Origin of the sequence: Vibrio sp. MMG023, assembly GCF_021654215.1 — a bacterium.
Lineage (GTDB): Bacteria > Pseudomonadota > Gammaproteobacteria > Enterobacterales > Vibrionaceae > Vibrio > Vibrio jasicida.
The window spans coordinates 22,996-49,888 of the sequence record NZ_JAKFZP010000003.1 but is presented as its reverse complement, the minus strand read 5'-3'; the positions used below and the strand labels follow the sequence as shown (position 1 = coordinate 49,888).

Genomic DNA, 26,893 nt, shown 5'->3' with positions numbered 1-26,893 from the left:
CAGCTTTACTCTCATTTGGATAAGCACTGACCGTAAAAATTACTTGCTAAATCTGCCCATAAGGCAGGGTTTAGAATCTCGTAAGTCTGTTCTGCCAACATCAATACAATTTGTGTGCCAACTTATTAACCATTATTTACTCTTTTAGAAACGAACAAATAAACAACAAGTTAGTTCTATTTTCCTGCGCTTTCATTCCACGCAAGGTCATCATGTATTGCTATCGGTTCACTGTTTTTCTGTTGCCGCTACCATTGCCACTTTACGCATTGCCGCTTTCGGTAAAATCGTGCCGCATCTGCTCGACAGTCATGTTTGTTCTGCTCTATTTATCGCGCTTAAGGCTTGGCACATAAGGCATCAAAATAAAGCACAATCACAACAGGTTGAAATCTGTGAACATCCTAGATGTAGTTAAACAGTGTCAGGTCTTTTGTTTTACCAAAAGCCTGCTGTGAGGCTTGCAGCGCACGTGAGTTCTCACTGAACTCAATCACTGCTTTGGAATAATCCAAATCCTCAAAGTTGCTCTTCGCTTTCGCCAGAGACAAATTAAAATCTTCGTGGTTTTGCTCTTGAATATCGAGCGTACTCAACTTAGCACCCAAGTCGGTTCTGACTTTGTTCATGTGAACGAAGGCCGCTTGAAATTCTTCTGTCATCTGGTGAAGCTTTGCCGTTGCTGACGCATCCGACACTGAACTGTCTGACCAAGACATAGTTTCCCGAAACGCGTCAAAAACGCTAAAGGTTTCACGGGGTTCAAGCGCAATGCTATCTCCTGCCGTCACCTGCCCTTTAAGCTGAATATTGACGCCTTCGTATTGAATCCCGTCGACCGGTGAATAGTCATCCACTTGAACAATACTGCCGTCTTTTTCCAACTGGTAACCAAACTTGCCGTTGCTAATGTCGACAAACGTGACTTTGTAGTTGGCATTGTCTGATGATGCATTGGTCGCTTGACCAAGTAAGAGCTCAGAACCTTCCTTCAAGTCATACTGCGGCTCAAAATCGCCAAACGGATTAGGTATCTCCGAGAACAGTTGATTCCCTGGATAATTAATGCCCAGCTCCATATTGCTGGCGATCTTCATCTTGCGCTGGTAATCGTCACCGGTGTACACGACACTGCCATCAGAATCGCGGAAAAATGGCTGTGTTTTTGGTTTCGTTCCCGCAAACACATAGTTACCAGACTCATCTTGTGTATTCACAAGCGCCAAGAAGTTATTCGCAATTTCTTCCAACTCACGCTTCTTCGCTGCGCGGTCTTCCGGAGAAAACGCACCGTTGATCATTTCCATCGAAATGCGTTTCGATTCATCAGTGAATTGCTCAGCGTTTGCAATCACCACTTCTTGGTTTTCTAGTCGATTACGAACCAGAACAATGGCATCAAGATATTGCTTTAGCTGCTCTTCTTGCTGGCCAATGCTCTGAATATAGTGTGTCGCAAGTGGATCATCACTCGGCTTGGTCAACTGCTTACCAGAAGCAAGTTGCTCCTGATTATGGTGTACCTTGTTTTCCTGACGGCGCAGGTCATTCTGCACTGACTGGTAGTTATGGAAGCTAGAAATTCTCGTTAACATCTAGGGCCTCCTTTATCGCAACTGCAAGATGGTGTTGAAGGTGTCATTGGCTGCCTGCATCACACGAGAAGAGGCCATATACGCCTGTTGGAACTTCATCATGTTTGCCGCTTCTTCATCGAGATTTACCCCCGAAATCGACGCCACACGCTCTTGTGCCGCTTCACTTTCTAGTTGAGCGACGTCTGACAAACGCGTTGCAGTTGAAGTCTTAAGCCCCACGTCCGTATTCAAGTTGTAATACAAACTCAGAATCGTCGATTCATTGCCGTTCATCTTTTTGTCAGTTTGAATGTTCTGCATCTTACGCAAGTTACCGTTATCCCCCTCAGAAGGGACTAGGTTAGCGGTAAACTTGTCATTCGCCAGCGCACCAGAGCTAAGCTCGAATACCGTTGCTCCGCCATTTTTGTAACTCGGGTGATTACTAGGCAAAGACACTGAAACAGGCCCTGTAGGCGGATACGGTTGCGGAGGCATAATCACATTGCCTTTGGTATCGGTAACGGCAAATTGATCGCCCGTAGGTGAGACCACCACTTCAAATTCACGTAGGTCGCCCGCATCGATAATTTCGAATTTTGCGTTACCTTGGGCAAAGGTTGTCGATGCCTCATAGCTTTGTGCGGCAATTGCTTTTGGATCAGTGGTTTCGACTTTCATTTGTGCTGCACTACTACGGGTTGGTCGAAGCAGCACATGCTCACCCACTTTGGGCTCATTGCGCACTTCGACACGCATGCCGTCAATGTATATTGCATTGCCAGCATCAGTATTCAGTTTGACGGTTTCACCGTTTGGTTTGGTCACCGCATAGCTGTCACCGTCGTAACGCAGTGAATACTCCCCACCCTTTAATGCACTAATGTCATTGATGTACACCGCCATATCTGCGGTTGATTGAGGGCCGGCGACCACACGGGATTTCGCCAAGCGCTCTGAGTTAACATCAGTAAACAACGGGTCACCAACATTTCCGTTGTGATCTAAGCCTTGTGATTGCAAGTGGTTAATTTCACTTGAGAATGCGGTCGCTAATCGACCCAACTCATCCATCACTTGAGGAATATGTTCGTCGCGCATTTTCAACATCGCACCGATTTTTCCGTCGATGTCGTCCGACTTAATGGCTTTAATACCGCCACCTTCCACCATAGCAAGACGGCGTTGATGTACATCAGGTGAGCCATCAATCATCTTTAATTGGCTGGCTTCAGTACCTGAGACCAAGGTATGCCCGTTGCCAATGTGCACGTTGAAACCTTCTGAGTTTTTACGTGGCGTGACCGTCACTTTGGTGTACTCAGAAAGTTCTTTAATCAGCTTTTCGTGTTGGTCCATCAAGTCGTTATGAGGACCAGGAGTTCGCATCATCAAACGGTGGACATCGCGGATCTCAACAGCAAGTTGGTTCACACGTTCAATGCCCATATCGAGCGATTTGTTGGTCACATCCGATTGCTGGCGAACGGTTTCGTGAAATTCGTTTAAGGTATCGCTGAGCAGCTTAGCTTTTTCTAACACCACCTTACGTGCGCCCATGTCATTTGGGGTGTCTGCCATGGTTTTCACCGCATCAAACCATTCATTAAGGTTCTCAGGGATCTTCTTTGACGCGACCGACGACAACATACTCGAAAGTAAGTCGAGATTTTTTTCGTCATCAAGCTTGGCAGCGTAGTTGGTCGTAGAAAGATTAAGCTCTTTGACGGCAAACTGATCCCAAGAGCGGCGAACATTTTCCACATGCACGCCCATGCCATAGGTAGAACCACCAAATTGGCGAGGATCGTTGGTGCCTTGGATAACAGACTGACGACTGTAACCTTCTGTATTCGCATTAGAAATGTTATGACCAGTTGTATTCAACTGTCGCTGAGCAGTAAGCACACTTTGTGTACCTACATTCAACAGATCTGACGCCATACATGCCCCCAAAAACGAAATAAAACCGGAATGAACCGATCACCTACTGAACTTTTAGCAAAAGGTGTGCCAGTTTATTAAAAGGAAATAACCTAGGAAAAAAGAAAGGCTTGCACCATGGCAAGCCCTATCAAATGAAGATTTAGCATTCAAAAGCGATATGAATTACATACTTTCAATTTTCTGCTTCACTTGCAGTACTTTGTCTGCGTAATTCGGGTCGGTGGCGTAGCCTGCACTGTGAATACCACGAATAAAGGACTCGGAATCACCGCCTTGCTGAAGTGCCGTTTCGTAGCGAGGGTTCTCGTTTAAGAATCGTACATAATCGTTAAAACTGTCTTGGTAGTTCGAATAAGAGCGGAACGCCGCCGTCTCTTTCACTGGTGTATTATCATGGAATTCCAGTGTTTGCGTTGTTACCTTGTCGCCTTGCCAGCTTCGGTCAGCTTTGATGTTGAACAGATTGTTACTGCTACCACGCGCATTCTGAACCACCTTTTGCCCCCAGCCCGTTTCTAGCGCGGCTTGAGCAAGTAATAATGAAGGCTCCACACCCAAGGCTTTTGCTGCTCGGTCGGCGTAAGGCTTCATCGAGTTAACAAAAGATTCTGGCGTATCAAAACGTGATGGCTGAGAGCCCGGACGCGACAACTGGCCAGATTCAATTAAACGTTGCTCGATTTCACGTGCTTTCTTTGGATCCACACGACGATATTCCACTGCATTATTTGCCGCATCGCGCATGGCTGTTTCACTCTTATCATCACCTTGACCAACGGTTAGTTGCTTCACAATCATGTCAGCAAGGCCCATCGAGCCCGATGCACTCAAGTTACTCGCCATCTGCTCATCCAGCATTTGACGGTAGAACTTTTCGTTTTGGCTATTCATGAAATTCGATTCAAAGCCTTCGTTGGCTTCACGCATCGATTTCAGCATCATCGAAGTAAAGATAGATTCAAACTGACGAGCCGCTGCTTGCAGTGCTTCATGCTCGCCATCTTTGCCTTCTTTCACCGCTTTTTGACGAAGCGTATCAAGGGAGCTGATGTCATGAATAAAGCCAATATCGTTAGGATTGTTCACCATGGTTTTTTCTCCTAATCGATTAGATGATGATTAACTGGCCTTCAATGGCACCAGCTTGTTTCAACGCTTGCAGAATCGCCATCAAGTCAGAAGGAGCAGCACCCACTTCATTGACTGCACGAACAAGATCATCCAGCGTTAAGCCCGGTTCGAACTTGAACATCTTGCCTTTTTCTTCGTTCACTTCGATATCTGAGTCCGGCACAACCACCGTTTGCCCACCAGAGAAGCCATTTGGTTGGCTCACATTGAGGTTTTCTTTGATTGCTACCGTCATGCCACCGTGCGTCACTGCCGCAGGTTTAAGGCGAACGTGTTTCCCGACAACAATGGTGCCGGTACGAGAATTTACAATGATTTTCGCCGCACCATCAGCCGGATCGAACTCTAGGTTCTCGATAGCTGATAAGAAAGCCACACGTTGGCTTACATCACGTGGTGCTCGAACACGAACAGAAGTCGCGTCAACAGCACTGGCCATTTGGGGACCAAGGAAGTTATTCACGGCATCTGCCATGCGCTGCGCAGTGGTAAAGTCAGAATCCAGAAGGTTAAAGGTAATGTAATCGCCACGACCAAATGGGTTTGGGATTTCACGCTCTACCATGGCACCACTAGAAATAAGACCGACCGTTGGGTTATTACCCACAATCTTAGAACCGTCTGCACCTTCCGCACTAAAGCCACTCACGACTAAATTGCCTTGCGCGACTGCGTATACTTCACCGTCCAAACCTTTTAGGAACGTTTGTAATAACGTACCACCACGCAGGCTTTTCGCACTACCGATAGAGGACACAGTGACATCGACTTGTTGTCCCGGCTTTGAAAATGGAGGCAATTCAGCCGTCACCATTACCGCGGCAACGTTTTTGATTTTCGGCTTAGTGCCTGGCGGCATTTGAATGCCGAAGTTTTGCAGCATTGCCGCGAAGCTTTGCTCAGTAAACGGGTTCGATTCGCCCGTACCTGGTAAGCCTGAAACCAAGCCATAACCGACAAGTTGGTTACTACGCACACCAGCCACTTGTGCTACGTCTTTAATACGCGCAGCTTGGGCTGTGGTTGCAAACAGCGCAACGCTCAACAGTGCTAATAGGATTCTTTTCATGCTTACTTAATCTCTTGCAGTCAAATTGCCGTCAATGCGGCGTCTTATAAGGCAACATTAAAGAATCGTGCCAAGAAGCCCGGCTCTTGCATATCTTGTGGTAAACCGGTCCCTGAATATTGGATTCTTGCGTTTGATACGCGGTTTGACGCAATAGTGTTGTCAAAAGTAATATCATCAGGACGAATAGTACCGCTTAGGCGAATGTACTCATCACCCGTATTTAGCGTCATCCACTTCTCCCCACGAATCACGAGGTTGCCGTTTGCCAGCACCTCAATGACTTCTACCGTGATGTAACCGCTGATGCTGTTACTCTGTTTCGCTGATGAGTCACCAGCAAAAGTATTCGTGTTGTTCAAATCGTACGAGAAGTTGTACTTGCCGCCCACTTGCAACTCTTGACCACCAACAGACAACGGTTCCATTTTCGCATCGTTAGTTTTTGATAGATCGGCATTGGCACTCTTAGTCGCACGAGTCGTTTCGTCGAGTGTTACGGTAATGATGTCGCCGATTCCGCGAGGTTTAGAGTCATCGTATAGGTCAGTAATGTGTTCTGCGCTAAACAACGAGCCCGTCGCTGCTGCGTAGTGCTCAGGTTTTTGCTTAGGATGAATAGGTGCCCATGCCGGATCGCCCGCCACAGGATCGCTTCTGCCGCGCAGAGTATCAATGATGCCGCTGCTCTCATCTTTCGACTTATCGCCTTCAACCGCATCTACCACGGTTGTCGCTTGGCTCACTTCGTCAGTTTCGATCGGTTCTAGCATCGTACAACCAGACATCGTAGCGATAAGTGCAAGTAGAGAAATACGTTTCATCATTGGCCCCTTAATTCCTAATCCGAGCGATTACAATTGCTGGTTAACGAAGCTCATCATCTTATCGACGGATGAGATTACTTTTGAGTTCATTTCATAAACACGCTGCGCTTCGATCATGTTGACCAACTCTTCAGTCACGTTCACGTTGGACGCTTCAAGCATGGATTGACGAATCTCGCCTAAGCCATCAAGACCAGGAACACCTTCTTGTGGATCACCACTTGCGCCCGTTGGTAGGTAAAGGTTTTGACCAATTGGTTCTAAACCACCAGGGTTCACGAAATCAGTGATGGTTAACTGGCCAACAACCACGTTGTTTTGCTCACCACGGATACGTACCGATACTTCACCGTCTGTGCCGACTGTAATAGAAATCGCATCTTCAGGAATCACAATCTCAGGTTCAACGGCGTAACCAGAGCCAGAAGTCACCAATGTCCCTTCACCATCAAGGGTGAACTGACCGTTGCGGGTGTAACCGATGTTGCCGTCTGGTAGTGTCACTTGGAAAAAGCCATCACCTTCTACCATCATATCCAATGCGTTGGTTGTGGTTTGTGCGTTACCGTGCGTGTGCACTTTTTGAGTTGCGACCACTTTAGAACCAGCACCCAGCATCAAACCACTTGGAAGTTCCGTATTTTGAGAAGACTGACCGCCTGGTTGGTTAATGTTTTGGTAGAACAAATCTTCGAATACCGCACGGCTCTTCTTGTAGCCAACGGTTGAGGCGTTCGCCAAGTTGTTCGAAATCGTTGCAATGTTGGTTTGTTGGGCGTCTAGACCCGTTTTACTTACCCATAGTGCTGGATGCATTGTGAACCTCTAACTCTGTTAACTCATACGAAGCAATGAATCTGAAGATTTGTCCATCTCTTCAGCGGTGCTCATCATTTTGACCTGCATTTCAAACTGACGTTGAAGGTCAATCAGAGCGGTCATTTCACCTACGGCATTCACGTTACTACCTTCAATTGCACCAGTTTGGATGCTGATAGAGCCGTCTGCTTCGTAAGGCTGGTTTGGAGTTTTATGGCGGAATAAGCCATTGGTATCTTTAAACAAGTTTTGATCGTCCGTGCGCACAAGCTTGATACGATCAACCACTTCTAATTCTTCAGCCGGCGCACCTTGAGGCAGTACAGAGATGGTGCCGTCACGACCGATTTCGATTTTGGATACTGGGATTGGCAAGGTGATTGGCGCGTCGTTTTCGCCCAAAATCACATGACCGCTCGCGTTAGTTAGCAAGCCATTTTGATCAACTTTTAGGTTGCCGTTACGCGTTAAACCTTCTTTACCGGTTTGGTCCATAACGGAAATCCAACCATTGCCCTCTACCGTAATATCAAGATCGCGACCCGTAGTAATCACACTGCCTTGGGCAAAGTTATGCCCTGGGCGTTCTGTCATGCTGAATACGCGTGTAGGGAGACCTTCACCATAAGCTTGCATGGAACGTGCTTGTGCTAAGTCAGCACGAAAGCCAGTTGTACTTACGTTTGCCAAGTTGTTGGCACGCAATTGCAGGGCCTGCATATTTTGCTTGGCGCCGCTCATTGCGAGAAACAGTGCGCGATCCATAATTTACTCCAAAAATTCTCTGTACAAGGAGTAAAAAGCAAGAGTTATGCCAATATTAAATTAATGTTATTAATCAAAAGCTTGAATATAAAACGAGATATTTAAAAAGGGGATAATGAAGGAATAAGTCGCATGAGAGGCAAGATTGTGATCCACAAAGCGGCAACAGCGGCAAGTAAGAGATCAAAGCATGCCCAACCTGAATTGAGGTTTATTCAGATTAGGCATCAGATGAATGTCATGATGTTACCAAGCGATAACGGCCGTGGCTCGCAGCGCTTGATCAAACAGATTATCAGGCTAGTGTACTAGCGGATCTGTAGGATATTTTGTTGCAGTTGGTTATGTACTTCTAGCGCACGTGAGTTCGCTTGGAAGTTACGCTGAGCAGAAATAAGATCCACCAGCTCCTGAGTCATATCAATGTTTGACTGTTCCAGCATACCGTTGTTGATAGTACCGAAAGAGCCTTTGTTTGATTCGCCCCAGATTTTATCACCAGAGAACTGTGTTGAATCCCACTGAGTGCCGCCTTTCTTATCCAGACCTTGCTCGTTAGGAACACGTACTAGCGCCACACGACCCAATGTTACGTTTTCACCGTTTGAGTAAGTACCCAATACGCTGCCGTTTTCATCGAAGTCTACTTTAGTTAGGAAGCCCGTTGTTGCGCCATCTTCATCGAACTTTGTCAGCTCGAATGGTGCAGCAAACTGAGTCGCTGAGCCTAAACCAAAGTTAAGTGTTTGCGCAGGATCGGCACCGTTTAAATCCACTGGGTTGGTGTTTGTCGCAGGATCGCCCAACGCTACCGATGTGATTGGCTGACCGTTGTTCAAACTTGCCAGCGTACCATCGTTGTTGAACTTCATCGTGTGACCAACGTGACCCGTTGGTGTTGCCGCATCACCGTTAGCAACGTTCAATGGCTTCTCACCGCCCTTGTCCGTTACTGTGTAGTAAGTTTGCCACGTGTTCGGCTGAGTTTGGTCTTTCAAGTAGTAAGTGGTTAGCTTGTAAGACTGACCCATTGAATCGTAAATCGTCGAAGACGTTGAACGGTTATATGTATCTGGATCTGAGAAATCAAACTGAGTTGGATCTTTCAAATCACCGTTAGCCGGTAAGTTCACACCCACTTCAATGTTCGCTGTTTGCTTTGGCTTACCAAACTCTGCAGGAATATTGATTGGTTGTGGCTCGTAAGACGATACCTCACCAGACTCTGGGTTTACTTGGTAACCAAGTAGGAACTCATCGTTCGCCGTTACCATGTAGTTTTCTTTGTTCAAATGGAATGCACCGTTACGTGTCATTTCATTTTGTTGAGGGATAAGGCGATCTTTCGCTACCGCGAAGAAGCCCGTACCCGACACACGTAAATCCATTGGGTTATTGGTGTAAATGCTTGAACCTTCGTGGAACTGTTGCGCCACTTGGTTCGCTTGCGCACCGCCACCCGGAGTGGTTTTTGCGTTGGTAAACAAAGAGTTCGAGTACACATCGCTGAATTCCGCACGAGACTCTTTAAAGCCGTACGTGTTGGCGTTCGCAATGTTGTTACTGGTGGTGTTCAAATCCAGTTGAGCGGAGGACAAACCGCTTAAAGATACATATGACATTCCAAAATCTCCTAACCTGACCTGTTATCGAATTACGCTTTGCCGACTTCCAATACTTCTGCAAGTCGAACTGGCGATTCAAAACCAGCCAGATTGAGTAATACGTTTCCGTCACCCTTGCCTAGCAATACACTGTTCACGTTCGCATAAGTAGACACCGGGAACTCTTGCGACTCCCCTTCTACCAAGCCAGACGCTTTCACATTGTATTTACCAGCAGGCAATGGATTACCGTTTTCATCATTACCGTCCCAAAGTACACGAGTGTCACCGGCTGGTTTCGCACCTACCTCAAAAGTACGCACCAATTGGCCCGCTTCGTTTTCCACTCGAACAAACAGGTTGTCGATTGGTTGTGCCAGCTTAACCATTGCCGCCATTGCAGCATTGTCTTGCTTCACACCCGCCGCACCTGGGACCAATACGTCACGACCTACCAAAGAGGAAGCTTGTAACGCTTGGTTTGATGTCATTGACGAGTTTAAGCTCTCGAACTGAGAGTTCATCTTGCCAATACCATCTACGGTCGCAAATGACGCCATTTGCGCAATCATCTGGTCATTACTTACCGGCTTAAAAGGGTCCTGTTGCGACAATTGCTTCGTGAGCAAAGATAAGAAGTCTTCCTGTTTCAGGTCTTGCTTACCAGTGCTCTCTTCCGTCTTCTTGTTGCTCTCTTGTAGACTTTTAAGCTGGTCGATATAGGACAAGCCGCTTTGACCAACGTTGTTAATTCCGGCCATACGCTACCCCCTTATCCTTATTGACCCATCTGCAGCGTACGCAGCAGCATTTGTTTACTAGAATCCGCTACTTGCACATTGGTTTGGTATGCACGAGAAGCCGAGATCATGTTTGCCATTTCTTCCATTACATTTACGTTAGGCTTGTAGATGTAGCCTTCATCGTTTGCAAGAGGATGGTCTGGGTTGTATTCCGCACTAAGCGGTTTATCGCTTTCTACAATACCCATCACCTTCACTGGCACCGTATCACCGCCACGCATGGCGTTACTTAACTCCGCACCAAACACAGCATGACGCGCTTTGTAAGTGTCTTTCGCAGAGCTGCTGACACTGTCGGCGTTCGCCAAGTTGCTTGAGGTAGTATTCAGACGAACGGACTCAGCGCTCATTGCGGAACCTGTCACATTGAAAACGTTAAATAAGCTCATCTAAATTATTCCCCTTTGATTGCTTTGGTTAAGTTCTTGAATTTACTGCCTAGAAAGTCGAGTGATGCCTGGTGTCTGATTTGGTTTTGCATAAACAAGTTACGCTCTAAATCCAAATCAACCGTATTGCCATCGCCCGTATCAGGTTGTGTAGGAAGACGATATAGCTTGTCCCCGACCAACGTTGTAGTGGCAGGAATGTGCCGACCATCTGTACGGCTAAGACCAATGCTTGCCCCAGAACTTGCCGCCTGCAATTCCTTAGCAAAATCTAAACCTCTTGATTTATAACCAGGCGTGTTGGCTTGCGCGATGTTGGTGGAAATCACCTCCGCGTTGCGCTCACGTACGCCCACCGTGTATTGGTGGATGCCTAGTGCATTGTCAAAAGATATAGCCATGTTTGCCTCTACATTAAGAACTGACCGTTATTGATAACTAAAAAGCAATTAGCGTGCCAAAAATAGAACATGCCGTTTTGCCATTGTTGTTACCGACGTAATGGATTGCAATAAGCAAGCCAAAGTGATTGATGGAGTGTCATGTAGAATCGAGTAATCAACTCGACCCTCTAAAAAATATACACCCTTTGGTGCATTGCAGGCAAAAACGGCCAGATCTTTAGCGAGGAGAAACGCAGAAAGAGTAAGGAAATGGTGGGATGGAAAGGAACAAAAAGAAAAGCCTGACACAAGGTCAGGCTTCATTGTTTTAAAAAGAGTCCGCTATTTTAGCTTACCGCTACTTTAATTTGTAAATAATACCTGGATTACAGCGCACCATTTCAAATTTGTCGGTCAAACCAGTGAGCGATTCCGAAGCACCTAACAACAGGTAGCCACCAGGATTTAAGCTGTTTGCCATCTGGTTCAGCACTTTAGACTTCATCTCTGGAGAGAAGTAAATCAACACGTTACGACAGAAAATAATGTCGAACTTGCCCATCAGCGCATAGCTTTCCATCAAGTTTTGTGGACGAAAGTTTACCAAGCGTTTCACGTTGTCTTTAACTTTCATACGGCCATCGCCAGCATCTTCAAAGAAGGTACGACGGCGCTCAGGAGAAAGGCCACGGCCCAATGCTAGGTTGTCGTACACACCCGCTCGGCACATATCCAACATACTTGCTGAGATATCCGTCGCGGTGATCGACACGCTCGGCAATAGACCCGGTTTACGCTGCTGCGTTTCCAAGATGGTCATTGCCATTGAGTAAGGTTCTTGACCCGACGAGCTAGCAGCTGACCAAATTTTAATTGGTCGTTTATTTGCCGCCATCTCCGGCAACAATTTGTCAGCTAATACCGTGAACGGATAAGTATCTCGGAACCACAATGTTTCGTTAGTCGTCATCGCATCCACAGCGGCAACTCGCAGTTCACGGTTGCGGCCAGTTACGACATCACGGAGCAAATCAGACAACGAAGCAAGCTTGAATTTAGTCACAAGCGGGCTCAGTCGGCTGCGCACTAGGTATTGCTTACTGTCACCTAATACGATGCCACACTGTGATTCTAGAAAACGGCTAAAGTCACGATACTCTTGATCACTGATTGTAATAGCAGTCATTAATGTCTCTTTTATTGTGTTAATGCAGATTTAACCGCGTTACCCAATTCATCTGGGTTAAATTTCGCAATGAAGGTGTTTGCACCCACGCGCTCAACCATGGCTTGGTTGAAGACGCCACTCAATGAGGAGTGGAGGATAACATAAAGGTTCTTCAAATCTGCATTTCTGCGAATCTCGGCGGTTAGCGTGTAACCATCCATTTCTGGCATTTCAATGTCGGAGATCACCAACGAAATCTGATCGTAGATGCTTCCTTCTTGTGCCATTTCAAGTAGCTTATTGTACGCTTCTTTACCATCTTTCACAGAGACAACTTCAAATCCAATCGAAGTAATTGCTCGCTCAACTTGTTTACGAGCAACGGTTGAGTCATCCGCAATCAAAATACGACGAACAATTGGCTTCGCTTGCTCAGCAACGGCAATTTCTTCACCGATAGCTGAATCCATGGTTTCATCCACTGGCGCAATCTCAGCTAAGATCTTTTCTACGTCTAGGATTTCTACCAATTCGTTATCAATGTTCGTTACCGCAGTTAGGTAATGCGCTTTGCCTGCACCATCAGGTGGCGGCAGAATCGCTTCCCAATGCATGTTAATAATGCGCTCAACCGACGACACCAAAAACGCTTGGATAGTACGGTTGAATTCTGCGATAACAACAAAACATTTATCAATATCTGTGGTTGGGCGGCCACCGATTGCCAGACTTAAATCAATCACTGACACAGTATGGCCACGGATATGAGCAACACCTTTCACCAAAGGGTGTAGATTTGGCATTGAAGTCAGCTTAGGGCACTGTAGTACTTCTTTTACTTTGAATACGTTAATGCCGTAACGCTGTCGCCCCATCAACCGAAAAGTCAGTAATTCTAATCGGTTTTGGCCAACGAGTTGCGTACGCTGATTCACCGAATCAAGAATCCCCGTCATATGCTCATCTCCATCTCAAACTTTTTGATTTTAAATGATACTCTACCACTGGTAGGCATAATACCAGAGAAACAGTATGGCGTATCATAATATGAATTCGACACCATTGACTATGACAATATGTAGAGCGTTATTTACAAAGTACGCTAAGTCTATCGGCATCTTGCTCAGTATGTTTAGCTTTTTTGTGCATTCAGCAACGGAAAACCAACTTGAGCAAATCCGAACCGCCGCCGAGCAGCACATTCTTAGCACGGTAGAGCAACCAGCGGGAGGAAATTTGTCCGTCAATGCGGCAAATATTGATCCACGTATCAAAGCCACCGATTGCCCAGAGCCCCTTGATACATCTGCATCTTCAACCAGTAGCACACGCAGCAATATTAACGTTTTGGTTGAATGCCCAGCAGACAATTGGAAGGTCTACGTTCCGGTAAGGATCTCGGCTTCAGTTCCAATGATCGTTTCTACCCGCCAGTTAGGTCGAGGAGAGATCATCAGTGCTTCTGACGTAACCACTTCAATGATCGAGTTACAGCGTTTTCGCAAAGACGGTTTCACCAATATTGAGCAAGTGATCGGCTCAAAACTCAAGCGCAATGTACGCCTAGGTGATGTGGTCGAGCGCAATGACGTGTGCGTGGTTTGCCGTAATGAGAAAGTGACGATCAGAGCAGTAAAATCAGGTATGACCATCACCACGCAAGGCACCGCATTGCAAGATGGATCTTCTGGCGATCAAGTAAGAGTGAAAAATGATAAGTCCCAACGTATAATAGAAGGAATTGTGACAGGCATTGCGGAAATCACCATCACCTTTTAAGGTTGGCTGGTGTACGGCAAATCGATCAATAAAAATGCAAAAAAGCACTAAAGTTATTTGGTACTTGGTCGATAGTCTGGATACCAGTATTACGATACGAGTTTAAGGTTGATATATGGCAGGTATAGACAATATACGTTCAGGACAGATGATGACGACAACCAGTCGCGCACCTGCACGTACAGATTCTAGTGCAACCAGCACAACGGAATCGAAAAAAGCGCCAGCACAGCAAGACGCGGTATCACTAAGCCAACAAGGCAAAGCAGTCAGCAAACTCCAAAAGGATATGGCAGCTTCTCCGGCTTATGACAGCGCAAAAGTAGCGGCAATTAAAGAAGCAATCGCAAACGGTTCATACAAAGTCGACCCAGAAAAACTGGCGGACAATATGATTAAGTTTGAAAACGAATTGCAAGGCAAAAGCTAACTGACTTAGGCCCAAGGTAAGTATTCATGGCAGCATTAGTCGATCTTGTAAATTTCCAGCTAGAAAATGCGAAAGCACTTTCTGGTGTACTGCGTCAAGAAACACAAGCCATCACTGCTCGTGTCTCTATTGAGATCGAAAAACTCGCCAAAGAAAAAATGACACTCATTGGTCAACTAAGAACCACTGACCAGCGAATCGCCTCTCACCCGCACGTCAATCAACTTACTGAAGACGAAAACCTAAGTCAGCTAGTCGCTCAAATCCAATCCATCGTCCTCGATTGTCAGCAAGTAAACCAAATGAACGGTGAATCACTCAACCGTGCTCAACTGAGTTTCAACAAACTTAACAACATGCTTCAACATACCCACGGTAAGATCGGCATGACTTACAATGCTGGCGGTAAAACCCATACGATTTCTACTCTCGGAACCAACATTAAAGCGTAGATTTCCTCACCTCTACTCTTTGGCATTCGCTCCACGCTCACCAGAACATTCCCACTGAGGGTATTTTCTACTCACACGACTTCGCAATAAAACGCCAACAAAAAAGCGACTCATTGTTGCCAATCAGCCGCTTAAGAAAGATTATCTGTTGAGTAAAGCTGGGTCGAATTAGAACAAGGTCTGCTGACGCTTCTCAGGAACTTGTTGTACTTCTCCGTAATCTCGCAGCTTATCCATTTTGCGGATATCTAGGCGAAGCTCTGTCACGTAACTGTCTTCAACCAAGTAACTGCGCACGACTTCTGCACCACGGATAACGCCATCAACAGCGCCAGTGGTACTTTCCACACCCAGACGCTGATCAGCAAGCTCGGCACGGCCGCTAACACGCATACCATACACTTGCTCTGCTAACTCACGGTAAGCATCAATCTTTGACGCACGCATGGCACGAACGCGTCTTTCTTCAACGGTTCGGCCTGTTTGCTCACTTACGCTGGCATAACCTACCGCCACTAAAATCTCATCTTGGCGCATCTGCTGCAATGGTTGACACCCCACCAGCACCAATGTCGCAATAATAAATAATAACTTCTTCATGCTAATGTCCTACGGGCGGAGAATCACTGTGTATGGCTGACGAATAGTTGGGTCGGAGCGAATCAGCACGCCATCTTGAGTGCGAATACTGTTAAGCGTATCCAAATCACGACCAATACGGTCCGCAGGCAAGAAGCCTTGCGCTGTCGCCACTACGATACGGCTTTGCATTCCAACTACACGAGCGTTGACTAGGACGCCGCCCTCTTGACGCAACATCGTACCGGTCAGCACGTATTGAATCTCTTGTGCTTGTGCAAGGTCTTGCCAATCACGGCTTAGAGCAAAGTCACCTTGCTGTGTAACTTGGATATTGCCCGTTGTTTTAAAATCCACAACTTTGAAGCCACGGCGCTGGAACTGATGGATAAACCCTTCCGATACCGAATTGCCCAGCCAGTTAGTGGCATCCATGCTTTGCAGATCGACAAAAGAGGTAATCGCAATCGGTGTACGCGACGATACTGCAACATTCGAAACCATTAACTCTTCCGTCATGCTCTCAATGAAAAAGTCCATCGTATGACGAGGACTGTCCATCAGCATAAACTGACTGCCAGAATACGGTTCTTTACCATTGTAAATTGGTGAGTACGCGCACGATGTCAAAAGCGTCATCATCAATGCGGCGACAAGCCATCTTTTCATGGTTTGATTCTCCAGATAATCTTAGGTGTTACTGCTCTTTCATCACTTCGTTTACGAAGAAGCGTGATCTTGGAACAGTCTTTGCTTTTCTTCTGTTTGTCTAACTAAGAAAAAGCCACCAAACTTCACTGAAATTGGTAAAGCAATATTTATACCCGAACGGTTACAAACAATGAAAAAATTATTTTTTAGCCTAATATCAATCACTTTCATATTGATGACGCCATTTCGAGCGGCAGCATCTTGGTATGAAGTGACAGGCGTTGCCACGATCGTCTCTTCAGATGAAGCGGCAAGGCTGCACGCATTGGAAGACGCCCTCTTCAAAGCCGTCAACTTTTCGGGCGCAGACATTGGCAGCATCAGTAATTTGATGCCGCTATTAGAAGAAAGCCGCAAAGAGTACCAATTCACTAACCATGAAGTGCGTTACATCTTGGTGGAGTCAGAGCGTAAACGCAGCGGCAAGATGGAAATGCGCATCCGTGTGGACATTTATCCATCGGCAACGGGTTGCCACGTGGATCAATACAAGAAAACCGTTCTGGTGGGTAACATTGATGTCGCGTCACCCCAACAGGCGGTCATGGGTCAGATCTACAATGTCGGCGACGATTTCAGCCATGTTGTGAATCGTCAATTGGATCAAACTTCACGCAGCTTTGTTTCTGTTGGCACCACCGATTATTCGATCAGCGCAAATTACCCTGAACGAACCAAAATGATCGCGCAAGACAACGGCGCGCAATACATCATTGGTGGTGTAGTAACAGATTTAACCGCAACCATTGATGCAAAATTATTGAAAGACGACGTAATCAATCGTCAGTTTGCACTGGAGATGAAAGTTTTTGACGGTAAAACTGGCCATGAGGTCTACCACAAAAATTACCGTGAAGTGGCTCGCTGGCCATTTGCAAAAACCAGCCAAGTCGATACACGCAGTGCACGCTTCTGGGCATCCACCTACGGTGAAATGATGCTGCGCGTGAGCCGTAATATTATGTTGGATTTGGAATCGGAACTGTCTTGTAAAATTACCCTACCAGAAGTGGTCGCGGTATTTGGCAACACAGTCACCATGGATCTTGGCCGCATGCACGGCGTACAAGAGGGTGACCAGCTGCAATTGTGGCACACGGCGTCATTCATCGACCAAAACGGTTTGCCACGTAATAAGGTCTCTCAGAGCGAAATAACCCTTAGGGTAACTCGTGTCTACGAGCACGAAGCGGAACTGACGATCGAACAACCAAACCTTGCCTCAAGTGTTCAAATTGGCGACGTAATGAACAAGATGCTTTAGCAACGCGTATAAGGCTTTGCGATATGCTTACTTTTGAATATCATAGGTAACGCATCTTATTTGATTACGCCCCCATGGCACAGCTGGATAGCGCAGTCCCCTCCTAAGGGACAGGTCGTAGGTTCGAATCCTACTGGGGGCGCCATTCATAGCCTTAGCTTATTGCATTCAAGCTAAGGCTTTTTTATGCCCGTAGTATAGGGAAATCATTTCGAACGATGTCGACGACACCAGTGAAAAACCGCTTACTTGAGATCAATGCTGTTTAGGCGCCCCATGAAGGTTAAGATCTCAAGGTTATCTTTGTGTGCATCCAACAACGCTTTTTTCGTCTGCATATAGGCGGCAAGTTTTCCGTACTTGTTGATGGATCGAACCACCGTTTTGTACTTGTACTGCCCTTCCTCATCGAACTCACGCCACTTGGCAATGTAACAAGTGTCTCGATTGTTCGGATCTTCCAACGTTGGGTTGGGTTTATGGACAATCTTAGGCTCAACGCTGTGTGGCAGCCTTGTCATCAGGTACGGGTCTTTCAATAGACGACGCCAAAACTTGCCCCACATTTCACGCCCGAGCTCGTTACGCAGTTTGATGGCCTTCTTAAGGCCTTTCTTTTCTCCAATGCGAACGAAACCCACGGAGCGGTGCAATACCGTATCTTCCGGTGTGTGGATGTGGATCTTAAAGGCTGTTTTGCCTTTCGAAATAAAGCGGTGTCCAGTGTTTGTTATTAAATTGCTCTTAGACATAGTGCTAACTAATAATTCTATTAATAGCCAAAGGGTAAGCAAAACTCATACATAATTAAAGTAATAAAATACAAAACTGTAAATAGCATAGACGTTGATTCTTTTGTAATACATCTAAGATGAGCGCAATAGATATAAAAAAGCCCCAAAGAGCGAACTCTTTGGGGCATTCAGCGTTTATGCTTCTAACGGTCAGATAGGAGCTTATTGCTGAACTTGGTATTCAAACTCAGGAACAACAACTTCTACGCGACGGTTTTGTTCACGACCTTCACGAGTCTCGTTTGAAGCGATTGGGTTGTTTTCACCTTCACCACGAGCGTGGATACGTGAAGCATCGATACCTTTTTCTACTAGCGCGTTTGCTACAGATTCAGCACGTTTCTCAGAAACTTTTTGGTTGTAAGCTGCTGGGCCTGAAGTGTCTGTGTAACCAATTACGTCAACGTTCGCTTGTGGGTACTCGTTTAGGAATGCTACTAGCTCGTCTAGTTTTGCAGCGCTCTCTGGTTTTAGAGTTGTGCTGTTTAGTGCAAAGCTACCTGTACCGATAGTTTGAGTTTCAAAAGTCTTAGTTACTACAACTGGAGCAACTTCTTCAACAACCACTTCTTCAACGATTGGCTCTTCTTCAACAACAACTTCGTCGTTACCGCCAAACTTGAATGCAACACCTAGCGTTGCAGAGTTACCCATTGCTTTCACAGAATCGTTGTTGATGTCAGTGATTGTTTGGTATTCCGCACGTGCTGTTACGTTTTCGCTTACGTTGAATTCAACACCAGCTGCACCTAGGTAAGAGTAATCGTCTTTACCATCGTTCATCATTAGGTAAGCACCACCCACTTTACCGTAAAGTGCGATGTCTTCTGTGATTGGTAGGCTGAACTTAGGAGCAAGTGTAATTGCTTCTACGTGGCCACCGAAAGAAGTTTGGTCGAAGTCACCTAGGTTGTCGAAGCCAGCTTCTACTGAGAAGTAGTCATTCATTTCGTAACCAACAAAAGCACCTAGAGTAGAGCCATCTTTGTCACAAGCTTGACCAGCTACACAAGCGTCGTCCATCCAAGACTTACCCATCTTACCGCCCACGTATACTTCTGCGTGCGCTGCTGAAGCCATAAGTAAAGAAGCTGAAATTACCGCTGCTAGTTTTTTCATTATTGATTCCTCTAAAAGAAGTTCTCTTGTTCGTTAACGAAATGCGCCGCCTGACTGACGTTGTATTTCAATTCTTTTATTCAGTTCCTTTGAGTTTGATACCGAAATAACTTCCGCTCATTTGCATAAAAGTCACTTGGGTATGTCTCCTGCTCAATGATGCATAAGCGTGCCTCACTGACGGCGAGCACTATAACCCTAAGAAATCCCGAGACAAATCCCAAAACTGTCAATTTAGTGTCATCGAAAAGCATGATTTAGTGTGATCTGGCGCACCATAAAGTGAGCCACAGCAATAACGCAAACGTTTGCGTGAAGTTTCAAAATAGTAGAGGTAAAGCAAATTAACTTCTCATAAATGAGACGATATTTAAGGAACTTTGAGGATAGTGTTTTTATTTCAGAGAGATATTTCGCATGAAACTACTCAATTAGCATTCACAACAGCTATATTTGGATTAGTAAAACTTATCAACTTTTGAGCAATCTGATGAGAAAAAGTTCAGTAATTCAGGCGGTATTTCAGGAAATTTGCTGTTTCCCTGGTGCCAGATACAAAAAAAGCCGCGGTATTTACCGCGGCTTTTCGACTAATTATTCAAGCAATTATGCGTTTGCTTCACGCTCAGCGATGAACTCAAGCGCCATCTTGATGCGAGCAACGCAGCGTTCTTTGCCAATCAGTTCCATTACTGCGTCTACAGAAGGAGACTGACCGCCACCTGTGACTGCAACGCGTAATGGCATACCGATTTTGCCCATGCCGATTTCTAGCTCTTCACATACTGCTGCGATAACGCCATCTTTGATGTTCGCTGTCGTCCACTCAGTCAGTGCTTCTGCTTTCGCTAGAGCAAGCTCTAGAGGCTCTTTAGCCACGCCGCGTAGGTGTTTCTTCGCCGCGCCCGCTTCAAACTCAGCGAAGTCTTCGTAGAAGTAACGGATTTGCTCAGCTAGCTCAACTAGCGTGTTGCAACGCTCACCCACTAGCTTGATCACTTCAGTGATAGCTGGGCCGTTTGTTACGTCTAGTTTTTGTTGATCTAGGTGCCATTGTAGGTGCTGTGCAACGTACGCTGGATCTGAGTTCTTGATGTAGTGGTTGTTCAACCATTGCAGTTTGTCAGTGTTGAATGCTGACGCTGACTTAGATACTGCGTTTAGGCTAAATAGGTTGATCATCTCTTCTTGAGTGAAGATTTCTTGATCACCATGAGACCAACCAAGACGCACTAGGTAGTTGTTTAGTGCTGCAGGTAGGTAACCCATATCGCGGTATTGCATTACCGATACAGCGCCGTGACGCTTAGACAGTTTCGCACCGTCATCACCTAGGATCATTGCACAGTGTGCGAATGTTGGTACTGGCGCACCTAGCGCTTCGTAGATGTTGATCTGACGAGGCGTGTTGTTGATGTGGTCTTCACCGCGCACTACGTGAGTGATGCCCATATCCCAGTCGTCAACCACTACACAGAAGTTGTACGTTGGCGAACCGTCAGTACGACGGATGATCAGATCATCCATTTGTGTGTTGCTGATTTCGATACGGCCACGGATTTGATCATCAAATACTACGCTGCCTTCTTTCGGGTTACGGAAACGGATAACACATGGATCGCCATCTTTTGCCGCTTCGTTTGCCGCTTTGATTTTTGGATGGTTAGCATCGTAACGAGGCATTTCTTTGTTTGCTTCTTGCTCTGCGCGAACTTCGTCTAGCAGCTCTTTAGATGCGTAACATTTGTATGCTTTGTCTTCTTCTAGAAGCTTATCAACCATCTCGTTGTAACGATCAAAACGTTGAGTTTGGAAGTAAGGACCTTCGTTCCACTCAAGACCTAGCCATTCCATGCCTTCTAGGATCGCATCAACCGCTTCCTGAGAGTTACGCTCAAGGTCAGTATCTTCGATACGTAGAACGAATTCACCACCTTGGTTTTTAGCATATAGCCAAGAGTAAAGTGCAGTACGCGCACCACCAACGTGTAGGTAGCCAGTTGGGCTAGGAGCAAAACGAGTTTTAACCGTCATCAGAGTTCCTTAGGGGTAATGAGCAACGAGAGGGCTCTCGTTGTAATATCAAGGATAAAAGTGGCGACATTTTACCATCGTAGGTCGATTCTACAATCCTTCCGTGTGGTTTAACGCCAGAAATACAAACAGGGCAGCACCGATTAAGGTACTGCCCTCTTATTTATAGCGACAAAACGCTTGGAACAACAGAAGAGCTATCGCAAAAGAAAGTTACGAATGCCGATTATTTTAGATTCTGCATCGCCCACTGCATGAATTCTTGTTGCTCTTGACGGCTTAGATCAGTGAAGGACTCTTTCAATGTCTTAGTGACTGCTGGAGACGCCGCGATGCTTGCTTTCGTCGATTGCTTGTTCATTGCTTTGTTGTAATCAGCCACTTCACGTTCATAGTCGCGGAACCCTTGCAGGCCGCCTTTGCGAAGTTGAACCATTGAAAACTCAACATCTTTACCGCTTGCGTCTTTCAGCGTCAGTTTCGGATCCATTTCAAATGCTTTGGCTTCTTCAATAGTGCGGAACTTATTGTATGTCAGCGTTAGCTCTGCATCTTTCGGTGCATCGAACTCAAGTAAAAGAGGCTGTGAATCAAACTTACGACGCTTACCATCTTCAAAAACAATTTGGCCCACGTTCACGGCCAGTTGGTTTGCACCGTCTTCTACTTTGATGCTGTTGTTGTCAGAGATCCACTCAGGGTAGACGAACTCACTGTTGAGAACGCGAGGAACCAATTCCGCTTGCAGAGTCAGTTGAGCAGCAAATGCAGGCGCAGAAATAAGTGCGCAAAGTCCTAATAGTGTGGTTGTTTTTTTCATCATGGTTTTCTCGTCTTATACCAATTTAGATAAGTCACTGAAATCAACAGGCCAGTAATTCCAATGACTTATGTGAATAAGTATCAATACAAAAAGGGCGTTTCCGCCCTTTTAGCTGCTTCTATATTAGAAGTAGTATTCAACACCTACAGAGAACTCGTCGTAGTCAGCTGACTTCCAACGTGCTTTAGTGTCATCGTCTACTTGAGACGCACCGTCACCGAAGTCTAGCGTACGAGCACGAGCGTAAAGTACTGCAGATGGGTCTACGAAGTACATGATCTGTGCTGATAGTACATCATCCGCTGTGTTATCGATTGTCTTACCGTCACGTTCTAGGTCGAAGTTTGCTGCGTAACCCAGTTTGTACTGCCAATCACCTGTTGTGTACATTAGACCTGCAGACATCGCATCTTGCTTCTCGCTTACACCGTTGCTTGCATCAGCTTCCATGTATTTGTATTGAGCGAAGAAAGAGATACCGTTGTCAAACCAACCTTGAACACCTAGTAGGTACGTGTTGTTTTCCCAAGTTTGACTTTCACCTTCGATGTTACGGTTACCTTCGTAAGCAGCATCCAATTGTAGTGGACCTAACTTGTAGTGAGCCGCGATGCCGCCCCAGTAATCGTCACCTTCACCTAGACCCGCTTTATCACCAGCACCCACTGCTGCGTCGATAGAGAACTTGTCAGCGTACATTGGAGAATCCCAACGGATAGTGTTTGATTGACGGTCTTGGTACTTAGCACCACCGATTGCACCACCCCAGTCGTAAACATCACCTAGACCTGGGTTAGATGCTGGCCAGTCAACCAACTCGTACATTGGAGTAAGAACGCGACCTAGACGAACTTGACCCCAAGAAGCGCTTTCAAAACCTACGAATGTGTCACGCTCACCAAGACCTGCGCCTTCACCACCAAAGCTTGGGTCTACGTAGCCACCTTCGATTTGCCAAATGAACGTTGGTTCAAAGTTAGCGAATTGCTTTTTACCACGGAAGCCGATACGTGATTCGTTGTTTAGCTGCATGCCGCCCAAGTCATCGTCAGTTGCTTTGCTACCAGAATCGTAATCGCGGTACGCGGCCTGCATCGCGATAATACCGTACACTTCATATGAGAAAGAGTCTTTAGTTAGGTACTCTTTCGCTGCATCACTGTTTGCACCATCAGCAAAAGCTGAACCACTGAACATCATGCCTGTGATTGCAGTAGCAAGTAGGCTTTTCTTTAGGTAAGACATTTTTAACCCCTATATTTTTAGTTTTTTCCATTTTCAAATTCGCTAACTAGGACATTGCAGGAACTTGAATCTGTGTTTGGACGGAGCAAATATGACAAACTTTTTTCGCAGTAAAAAACTTTCCCCACGGCAATCTGAGCAACTTCAAAATGAGAAGATCAAAAACAATATAAACCGATTAATAACAACGACTTAAAATGACAAATAAAAATATAAAAACGTCAAAAGCATCCAGAGTCACTTGCTTTTTATATAAAAAGCTCGAAATTCGTGAGCAACCTCACCTCACTTTTAGGCGTTTTAACGGAACTTTATATTCAGAGAGAAAAAACTTTGAGATAACTCGCAACAATATCAGTACATTGACGGTGCAAGTAGGGGGATTTTGACGAAATTGTTTCACGTCGAAATGCTTGACCTTCCCCTTGCAGGAAGGTTTATCCTCTGAACATTACTATTCTTGAGGACAAATTATGTATCAGTTCGTTGTACCGATGTCAGGGCTTAACTGCATGGGCTGCGCTAGAAAAGTTGAGAAAGCTTTACATGCCAATCACAGTGTTGAGATCATCAATTTGTCCCCAACAGTGGTTGAGTTGAAAACCGAGTCCCCTCTTTCTTCTATTGTTGAATCCATCGAGACATTGGGTTATCACGCTGGCCATCAATATCAGTTCAACCTAGCTGGACTAAGTTGTGGCGGCTGCGTGAAGAAACTCTCTTCTTTGTTAGAAGCAAACCAAGACATAATTGCATTTCAAGCGTCGACAACCCAACTCGATATCTCGACCCTACTATCAGAGCAGAAAGTGATCGATCTTGTGGCGACTCTCGGCTACACCGCCAGCTCTGATTCTATTGAAGTAGAAGAAGAAAGCTCACCAGAGACTGAACAAGCAGACAAGCAAAGCAATATTAAAGATGCGCAGGTGCCACCAGCAAGTATTCAGCTGCAAATGCTGATTCAAGGCATGACGTGCGCGAGTTGCGTCTCTTCAGTAGAGAAAGCACTTACTAACGTAGAAGGCATTGAGAAAGCACAAGTAAACCTTGCTGAGCAAAGTGCATTAGTGTTCGCTACTCAAGATTCTGAAGCCCTTCACCACGCAATTATTGATTCAGTAAAACAAGCCGGTTACCAAGCAGAGGTTCTCCAAGACGCAGCAACGCAACAAGAAAAGCAAGCAGCACAGCAACTTGCCCAACAAAAACGCTTCAGGCTTGATGCAATAGCTGGCTTAGTTGTCGGTGCGCCACTGATGTTGTGGGGGGTATTTGGCGGCAACATGGTGATTCGCAATACGAACGACCAGTTGGCTTGGGGTGCGATTGGTATTCTGTGTCTCTTACTGCTAGCAACTGCGGGTAAGCACTTCTTTACTAACGCATGGTTAGCAGCCACTCACAAACGTGCCACTATGGACACCTTAGTCGCGCTAGGTACTGGTGCGGCGTGGTTCTATTCAATGCTTGTGGTGATTTTCCCAGACTGGTTCCCTCTTGCTTCACGCCATGTGTACTTTGAAGCGAGCGCAATGATCATCGGCTTAATTTCTCTTGGTCACTACATAGAGGCAAAAGCCAAAGCAAACACAACACGCTCATTGCAGGCTCTGATTAACTTGCAACCTCAACAAGCGACGGTGATGACAGAACAAGGTGATCAACAGATCGCAGTTGAACAAATCACGCTAGGCATGAAACTGCGCATCAAACCGGGCGAGAAAGTACCAGTAGATGGCGTTGTGATACAGGGTGAATCGTACATTGATGAGTCGATGCTAACCGGTGAACCAGTACCAGTGTTAAAAGCGCAAGATGCACAAGTGTCTGCCGGTACACTGAACACAGATGGTGGATTAATCATTGAAGCAACGGGCATCGGCGCGAACACCATGCTGGCTCGAATCATTCGCATGGTACGCACGGCGCAAAGCAGTAAGCCTGCCATTGCCAAATTAGCGGACCAGATTTCATCGGTATTTGTTCCGGTCGTGGTCGGTATCGCAATCCTTGCCGCTTTGGTTTGGTTTGCCGTAGGTCCAGAACCTAAAGCCAGCTACATGCTTGTGGTAACTACCACCGTACTGATCATCGCCTGCCCTTGTGCGCTAGGCTTAGCAACGCCATTGTCGGTTACGGTTGGTGTAGGTAAAGCCGCAGAGCTCGGCATTCTGATCAAAGACGCTGACGCACTGCAGTTGGCAAGCAAAATCGACACCGTCGTATTCGATAAAACCGGCACGCTGACTCAAGGTAAACCGAGTGTGCAGCAAGTGTTTACTCACGCCACCAGCCAAGAGCGCTTGCTAGCTCTGGCATACGCGGCAGAACGTCAATCGGAGCACCCGTTGGCAAAAGCCGTGTGTGATTACGCGAGAAAGAACAATACTGAAAATATTGAGTTGAGCGCATTCGAGAACATTCGTGGCCGTGGCATTACTGCGACTTACCAAGCACAACCGCTACTCATTGGCTCATTGCAATTTATGCAAACAGTGCAGATTGATACCAGCTCAATGAAGCAAGCGATTCAAGATTGTGCAAACAACGCATGGACACCAGTGGCAGTGGCTCTGAACAACGAACTGATTGGTTTAATTGCCATCGCTGATCCAATTAAATCTGATGCCAAGCAAGCGGTGTCTGCATTAAAATCGCAGGGCATAAAAACAGTTATGCTCACAGGCGACAACCAACACGTTGCCAATGCCATCGGTAAAGAGCTCGGCATTGATGAAGTCATCGCTCAAGTGATGCCCGACGAGAAAGCGCAGCATATTGAACTGTTGCAATCTCAAGGCCGTACAGTGGCGATGATCGGTGATGGCATCAATGACGCACCAGCCCTTGCGTTGGCGGATCTTGGTGTCGCAATGGGAAGTGGCAGTGACGTGGCAATCGAAAGCTCACAAATGACCATTCTCAATACATCACCAATGGCCGTTGTGCATGCGATTGAACTCTCTCGCGCAACACTTAAGAACATGAAACAAAACTTGTTCGGCGCCTTTATTTATAACTCGTTGGGTATTCCTATCGCCGCAGGCGTACTTTACCCAGCGTTTGGATTTTTGCTCAGTCCTGTCGTTGCTGGTGCAGCGATGGCACTGTCTTCAATCACGGTCGTCAGTAATGCAAATCGACTACGACTGTTTACCATTAAGTAAGCGACACTTCT

At 46.2% G+C, this 26,893-nt stretch carries 25 protein-coding genes and 1 tRNA gene; 6 read left to right on the top strand and 20 right to left on the bottom strand.

Going from position 1 to position 26,893, the window contains the following annotated elements; translation table 11 throughout:
- Positions 1 to 404: 404 nt before the first annotated feature.
- The 13 genes from flgL to L1076_RS09915 form a co-directional block, all read right to left on the bottom strand.
- A complete protein-coding gene (flgL, locus tag L1076_RS09975; protein ID WP_237303559.1) occupies positions 405 to 1,595 on the bottom strand; it encodes a flagellar hook-associated protein FlgL in 1,191 nt (396 codons plus the stop codon).
- 12 nt (positions 1,596 to 1,607) lie between these two features.
- Positions 1,608 to 3,521 (bottom strand): flagellar hook-associated protein FlgK, encoded by a 1,914-nt coding sequence (flgK, locus tag L1076_RS09970; protein ID WP_045395908.1) that lies wholly within the window; start codon positions 3,519 to 3,521, stop codon positions 1,608 to 1,610.
- Between the two features lie 165 nt (positions 3,522 to 3,686).
- Positions 3,687 to 4,613, bottom strand: coding sequence for a flagellar assembly peptidoglycan hydrolase FlgJ (gene flgJ / locus L1076_RS09965; protein WP_038872895.1), 927 nt, complete (start codon positions 4,611 to 4,613; stop codon positions 3,687 to 3,689).
- Positions 4,614 to 4,632: 19 nt separating this feature from the next.
- The gene (locus L1076_RS09960; protein WP_038879784.1) at positions 4,633 to 5,724 is read right to left on the bottom strand and encodes a flagellar basal body P-ring protein FlgI; all 1,092 of its coding nucleotides are present in this window, start codon (positions 5,722 to 5,724) and stop codon (positions 4,633 to 4,635) included.
- Between the two features lie 44 nt (positions 5,725 to 5,768).
- Complete coding sequence (gene flgH, locus L1076_RS09955; RefSeq protein WP_038872908.1) at positions 5,769 to 6,548, bottom strand: flagellar basal body L-ring protein FlgH; 780 nt, start codon at positions 6,546 to 6,548, stop codon at positions 5,769 to 5,771.
- Positions 6,549 to 6,578: 30 nt separating this feature from the next.
- The gene (gene flgG, locus L1076_RS09950) at positions 6,579 to 7,367 is read right to left on the bottom strand and encodes a flagellar basal-body rod protein FlgG (RefSeq protein ID WP_038872892.1); all 789 of its coding nucleotides are present in this window, start codon (positions 7,365 to 7,367) and stop codon (positions 6,579 to 6,581) included.
- A gap of 18 nt (positions 7,368 to 7,385) precedes the next feature.
- On the bottom strand, positions 7,386 to 8,135 hold the full coding sequence (locus L1076_RS09945) for a flagellar basal body rod protein FlgF (RefSeq protein WP_038879788.1): 750 nt from the start codon (positions 8,133 to 8,135) through the stop codon (positions 7,386 to 7,388).
- Between the two features lie 308 nt (positions 8,136 to 8,443).
- Entirely contained in the window at positions 8,444 to 9,757 is a 1,314-nt protein-coding gene (gene flgE, locus L1076_RS09940; protein ID WP_009705674.1) for a flagellar hook protein FlgE, read from the bottom strand.
- A gap of 32 nt (positions 9,758 to 9,789) precedes the next feature.
- A complete protein-coding gene (gene flgD / locus L1076_RS09935) occupies positions 9,790 to 10,500 on the bottom strand; it encodes a flagellar hook assembly protein FlgD (RefSeq protein ID WP_038872887.1) in 711 nt (236 codons plus the stop codon).
- 17 nt (positions 10,501 to 10,517) lie between these two features.
- The gene (flgC, locus tag L1076_RS09930) at positions 10,518 to 10,931 is read right to left on the bottom strand and encodes a flagellar basal body rod protein FlgC (RefSeq protein ID WP_038872880.1); all 414 of its coding nucleotides are present in this window, start codon (positions 10,929 to 10,931) and stop codon (positions 10,518 to 10,520) included.
- Between the two features lie 5 nt (positions 10,932 to 10,936).
- Positions 10,937 to 11,332, bottom strand: coding sequence for a flagellar basal body rod protein FlgB (gene flgB, locus L1076_RS09925; RefSeq protein WP_038872877.1), 396 nt, complete (start codon positions 11,330 to 11,332; stop codon positions 10,937 to 10,939).
- A 340-nt stretch (positions 11,333 to 11,672) separates the two neighbouring features.
- Entirely contained in the window at positions 11,673 to 12,500 is an 828-nt protein-coding gene (locus L1076_RS09920) for a protein-glutamate O-methyltransferase (protein WP_038872874.1), read from the bottom strand.
- 11 nt (positions 12,501 to 12,511) lie between these two features.
- A complete protein-coding gene (locus tag L1076_RS09915; RefSeq protein ID WP_038872871.1) occupies positions 12,512 to 13,438 on the bottom strand; it encodes a chemotaxis protein CheV in 927 nt (308 codons plus the stop codon).
- A 76-nt stretch (positions 13,439 to 13,514) separates the two neighbouring features.
- Here L1076_RS09915 and flgA point away from each other — a divergent pair, with 76 nt between their 5' ends.
- The 3 genes from flgA (at position 13,515) to flgN (ending at position 15,143) form a co-directional block, all read left to right on the top strand.
- On the top strand, positions 13,515 to 14,261 hold the full coding sequence (gene flgA / locus L1076_RS09910) for a flagellar basal body P-ring formation chaperone FlgA (protein ID WP_039975359.1): 747 nt from the start codon (positions 13,515 to 13,517) through the stop codon (positions 14,259 to 14,261).
- 115 nt (positions 14,262 to 14,376) lie between these two features.
- The gene (gene flgM / locus L1076_RS09905; RefSeq protein WP_005425628.1) at positions 14,377 to 14,691 is read left to right on the top strand and encodes a flagellar biosynthesis anti-sigma factor FlgM; all 315 of its coding nucleotides are present in this window, start codon (positions 14,377 to 14,379) and stop codon (positions 14,689 to 14,691) included.
- 26 nt (positions 14,692 to 14,717) lie between these two features.
- Positions 14,718 to 15,143: a flagellar export chaperone FlgN gene (gene flgN, locus L1076_RS09900; RefSeq protein WP_038872864.1), complete on the top strand. Its 426-nt coding sequence runs from the start codon at positions 14,718 to 14,720 to the stop codon at positions 15,141 to 15,143.
- A gap of 168 nt (positions 15,144 to 15,311) precedes the next feature.
- Here flgN and flgP read toward each other — a convergent pair whose 3' ends face one another.
- The gene (gene flgP, locus L1076_RS09895) at positions 15,312 to 15,743 is read right to left on the bottom strand and encodes a flagellar assembly lipoprotein FlgP (protein WP_038872861.1); all 432 of its coding nucleotides are present in this window, start codon (positions 15,741 to 15,743) and stop codon (positions 15,312 to 15,314) included.
- A 9-nt stretch (positions 15,744 to 15,752) separates the two neighbouring features.
- Positions 15,753 to 16,391 carry a FlgO family outer membrane protein gene (locus tag L1076_RS09890; protein WP_104037980.1) on the bottom strand — a complete coding sequence of 213 codons (639 nt, stop codon included), beginning with the start codon at positions 16,389 to 16,391 and terminating at the stop codon, positions 15,753 to 15,755.
- 172 nt (positions 16,392 to 16,563) lie between these two features.
- Here L1076_RS09890 and L1076_RS09885 point away from each other — a divergent pair, with 172 nt between their 5' ends.
- Positions 16,564 to 17,697, top strand: coding sequence for a flagellar assembly protein FlgT (locus L1076_RS09885; protein ID WP_038872856.1), 1,134 nt, complete (start codon positions 16,564 to 16,566; stop codon positions 17,695 to 17,697).
- A gap of 68 nt (positions 17,698 to 17,765) precedes the next feature.
- Positions 17,766 to 17,842, top strand: a tRNA-Arg gene (locus L1076_RS09880).
- Between the two features lie 100 nt (positions 17,843 to 17,942).
- Here L1076_RS09880 and L1076_RS09875 read toward each other — a convergent pair.
- The 5 genes from L1076_RS09875 to chiP all read right to left on the bottom strand — a co-directional run bounded on the left by L1076_RS09875 (position 17,943) and on the right by chiP (position 23,712).
- Positions 17,943 to 18,449, bottom strand: coding sequence for a hypothetical protein (locus L1076_RS09875; protein WP_038872853.1), 507 nt, complete (start codon positions 18,447 to 18,449; stop codon positions 17,943 to 17,945).
- A gap of 204 nt (positions 18,450 to 18,653) precedes the next feature.
- Positions 18,654 to 19,610 (bottom strand): OmpA family protein, encoded by a 957-nt coding sequence (locus tag L1076_RS09870; protein ID WP_038872851.1) that lies wholly within the window; start codon positions 19,608 to 19,610, stop codon positions 18,654 to 18,656.
- 606 nt (positions 19,611 to 20,216) lie between these two features.
- Positions 20,217 to 21,644, bottom strand: a complete 1,428-nt coding sequence (gltX, locus tag L1076_RS09865; RefSeq protein WP_005438627.1) for a glutamate--tRNA ligase — start codon at positions 21,642 to 21,644, stop codon at positions 20,217 to 20,219.
- Between the two features lie 226 nt (positions 21,645 to 21,870).
- On the bottom strand, positions 21,871 to 22,467 hold the full coding sequence (locus L1076_RS09860) for a DUF2057 domain-containing protein (RefSeq protein ID WP_039977242.1): 597 nt from the start codon (positions 22,465 to 22,467) through the stop codon (positions 21,871 to 21,873).
- A 123-nt stretch (positions 22,468 to 22,590) separates the two neighbouring features.
- On the bottom strand, positions 22,591 to 23,712 hold the full coding sequence (gene chiP / locus L1076_RS09855; protein ID WP_038872845.1) for a chitoporin: 1,122 nt from the start codon (positions 23,710 to 23,712) through the stop codon (positions 22,591 to 22,593).
- A 473-nt stretch (positions 23,713 to 24,185) separates the two neighbouring features.
- Between chiP and L1076_RS09850 the strand changes: the two genes are divergently transcribed.
- Positions 24,186 to 26,882: a heavy metal translocating P-type ATPase gene (locus tag L1076_RS09850; protein WP_104037983.1), complete on the top strand. Its 2,697-nt coding sequence runs from the start codon at positions 24,186 to 24,188 to the stop codon at positions 26,880 to 26,882.
- Positions 26,883 to 26,893 lie beyond the last annotated feature (11 nt).